Raw genomic sequence first — 285 nt, 5'->3', positions numbered from 1 at the left:
CCAGTAAAAACCAGCTAGCCCAAACGGTCACCATCGAAGAGAACGCGCTCATCGATACCTCATCAACCAGTGCCGGCAATGGCGGAGCCATTGCCATCTGGTCTGAAGTAAAAACCACCGTTGCCGGTATCCTTAAATCGATGGGTGGCATCCTCTCCGGTAATGGCGGCTTTATTGAGACCAGTTCCAAGGGAACTGTGGCGCTAGCTCCCACTGCCCAAATTAATACCAGCGCAACCAATGGCAAAGCAGGCACATGGCTCTTAGATCCCATTGATCTGATCA

At 51.9% G+C, this 285-nt stretch carries 1 pseudogene; it reads left to right on the top strand.

Features of this window, described 5'->3' with window-relative positions:
• A pseudogene (locus tag ICN20_RS10210) lies at positions 1–285 on the top strand (hypothetical protein); the annotation flags it as partial.

Source organism: Polynucleobacter sp. JS-Polo-80-F4 (assembly GCF_018881965.1).
Lineage (GTDB): Bacteria > Pseudomonadota > Gammaproteobacteria > Burkholderiales > Burkholderiaceae > Polynucleobacter.
This window is presented reverse-complemented; position numbering and strand designations above follow the sequence as displayed.